This window comes from Sandarakinorhabdus sp. (assembly GCF_031422795.1).
Taxonomy (GTDB): Bacteria; Pseudomonadota; Alphaproteobacteria; order Sphingomonadales; family Sphingomonadaceae; genus Sandarakinorhabdus.
The window spans coordinates 1-3063 of sequence record NZ_JANPML010000276.1; the positions used below are offsets into that span (position 1 = coordinate 1).

The 3063-nt window shown below is 64.3% G+C and carries 2 protein-coding genes and 1 pseudogene; all 3 read right to left on the reverse strand.

Annotated elements, in window-relative coordinates; all coding sequences use genetic code 11:
* Positions 1-306, reverse strand: a pseudogene (locus RMO81_RS09935) (hypothetical protein); the annotation flags it as partial.
* 84 nt (positions 307-390) lie between these two features.
* On the reverse strand, positions 391-1053 hold the full coding sequence (locus RMO81_RS09940) for an HAD family phosphatase (protein WP_310475692.1): 663 nt from the start codon (positions 1051-1053) through the stop codon (positions 391-393).
* A 10-nt stretch (positions 1054-1063) separates the two neighbouring features.
* Positions 1064-2587, reverse strand: a complete 1524-nt coding sequence (locus RMO81_RS09945) for a fumarate hydratase (protein WP_310475694.1) — start codon at positions 2585-2587, stop codon at positions 1064-1066.
* Positions 2588-3063 lie beyond the last annotated feature (476 nt).

Here is a 3063-nt window from a genome sequence, read left to right on the forward strand (position 1 = left end):
AATGTCCCGATGAACTTTGAGGATTTGATTATAATCATTTGCAAGTGAACGATTTTGACAAAGCAGCGCCGCCACGTTCAGGCCGCCGCGCAGGGCCCACACCACCTCGGCACTGGCGGCCACCGCGTCGGGCACGATGCGGGTGGGGGTGGTGGGCGCCACGGCGGTCACCGGCGCCGGGGCGGCTGCCTGCGGGCGCGATGGCCGCTGGTTGGTGCTGCAGGCGGCGAGGCCCAGCATGGCCAGCACTCCGGCGACACGCATCGCCTGGGCCGACATTCCTGCCAGCACGTTGAGCCCGCTCATGATTCTCTCTCCCGGTATCGTGATCTTGCCTGTTGCCAATGAAGACCAGACTGGCTTTCAGCAGGCTGAACAGCCCCGTCAGCCTCAGTCCGTCGCGGCCAGCCAGCGGCCGACCTGGTGCAGATCATCGGCCACCGCCAGCAGGCGCGGCCTGATCTCGGCCGTGGCGGGCAACAGATCGGGCACCATGATCACCGGCACGCCCGCCGCGTGGGCCGCGATGATGCCGTTGTGGCTGTCTTCCAGCGCCAATGCTGCGGCGGGCGAAACGCCAAGCCGGGCGGCCGCAGCCAGATAGGGTTCGGGGTGGGGCTTGCCGTTGGCAACGTCATCGCAGCCGATGATGGTGGCGAATCCATCCAGCAGCCCGACATGGCCCATGTGCGCGCGGGCCAGCGCCTGTTCGGACGAGGTGACGATGGCGGCCGGAATGCCGGCCGCGTTCACCTGGGCCAGCAGCGCTGCCGCGCCTGGCTTCAGCGGCCGGATCGGCCCCCATTCGGCCCGGATGCGCTGCCGCACCTCGGCGCGCATCACATCATAATCCAGCCCCGTCCCAAAGCGCCCTTGCATGATGGCCCGGCTCGCCGGTTCCGGCCGGCCGATCAGCTCGGCATAATCGGCGCTGCCCATGGCAAAGCCCAGATCGGCCATCACCGCGATCATGGCATCCTGGATCAGCCGCTCGGTATCGAGCAGCAGGCCATCCATGTCGAACAGGATGGCCGCCGGGCGGGCCATTATCATGTCGGCCGGATCAGGCGGGTTGCTTGGCGCGGGCAATACGGGCTTTCCAGTCTGCCGGGCCCGTATTGTGGACGCTGGTGCCTTCGGAATCGACGGCAACCGTTACCGGCATGTCCTTGACATCAAATTCGTAAATCGCCTCCATGCCGAGGTCCTCGAACGCGACGACGTGGCTGCGCTTGATGGCTTTGGCCACCAGATAAGCAGCGCCGCCCACTGCCATCAGATAGGCGGCCTTGTGGCGCTTGATCGCCTCGATGCCCATGGGGCCACGTTCGGCTTTGCCGATCATGGCGATCAGGCCGGTCTGCGCCAGCATGGCTTCGGTGAACTTGTCCATGCGGGTGGCCGTGGTGGGGCCAGCGGGGCCAACCACCTCGTCGCCGACTGGATCGACCGGGCCGACATAATAGATCACGCGGTTGGTGAAATCGACGGGAAGCGTCTCGCCGCGGGCCAGCATGTCGGTCATGCGCTTGTGGGCGGCATCGCGGCCGGTGAGCATCTTGCCACTGAGCAGCAAGCGATCGCCGGGCTGCCAGCTGGCGACTTCGGCCGGGGTGAGCGTATCGAGATTGACCGGCTTGGACGCCTTGTCGGGCGTCCAGTTGACCTGCGGCCACTCGGCGAGGTTCGGCGGTTCCAGATAGGCGGGGCCATTGCCGGTGAGCGTGAAATGCGCGTGGCGGGTGGCGGCGCAGTTGGGGATCATGCCGATCGGTTTCGACGCAGCATGGGTCGGCGTGTCGAGGATCTTCACATCGAGGATGGTGGACAGCCCGCCCAGGCCCTGCGCGCCAATGCCGAGATCATTCACCGCATCATACAGCTCGATGCGCAGTTCCTCGATGGGGGAACGCGGCCCGCGTGCCTTGAGCTCGGCCATGTCGATCGGCTCCATCAGCGATTCCTTGGCCAGAATCATCGCCTTTTCCGCCGTGCCGCCGATGCCGATGCCCAGCATGCCGGGCGGGCACCAGCCGGCGCCCATCAACGGCACCGTGTTCACCACCCAATCCCGGATCGAATCGCTGGGGTTGAGCATGGCGAACTTGGCCTTGTTTTCGCTGCCGCCGCCTTTGGCCGAAACGAGGATTTCGACATGGTCGCCCGGCACCAGTTCGATGTGGACCACGGCCGGCGTGTTGTCGCGGGTGTTCACGCGGGTGAAGGCGGGATCGGCCACGATGGAAGCGCGCAGCTTGTTTTCGGGGTGCAGATAGGCGCGGCGCACGCCTTCGTTCACCATTTCCTGAACAGTTTTCGTGGCTTGCCAGCGGACGTTCATGCCAACTTTCACGAAAGCGACCACGATGCCGGTGTCCTGACAGATCGGGCGGTGACCTTCGGCGCACATGCGGCTGTTGGTCAGGATCTGGGCGATGGCATCCTTGGCTGCGGGTGATTCTTCCGCTTCATAGGCACGGCCGAGGGCGCGGATATAATCCATCGGGTGGAAGTAGCTGATGTATTGCAGCGCATCGGCCACCGAGGTGATGACGTCTTCCTCGCGGATCAGGGGTGCGGCGGTCATGGGGGGATATCCTGTTGCCATTTGGTCACGGGTTGCCGGCCAATCTGTAAGCCGGCCGCGGCGAAGCGTCCATATTTTCGCCGCCGGCGCCTGACGACATGTTGCAGGATTTTTACATAAGCCCTTGATGAAACGAATCTGCGGTCGCCTGAATCCAGCCGTCTTGTGGATGATTCCATGCTGATTCAACCGTTTCGGCTGGCGTTTCAGGTGACGTCAAGCAAACATTGGGCTTGCGCGCTGAACCGGCTGTGGCACTATCAATAGCGTATCGAGGCCGGCCAGACACAAGTTGTGGTGGCTTCGGGCGGGGGACGCACAGGCGGCAGGGCGAGCCGGCCTGTGGATATCGGGGACAAGTGCCGCTGCGGCAAAGAAGGCGCGTGACCCCGGTTTGTTCCCCTCGTATGGTTGAGGGGCATAAGTGACAATGAGCGAGTTTCGCATGACTGATAGTAGTGCTGGCCTGAGAACGG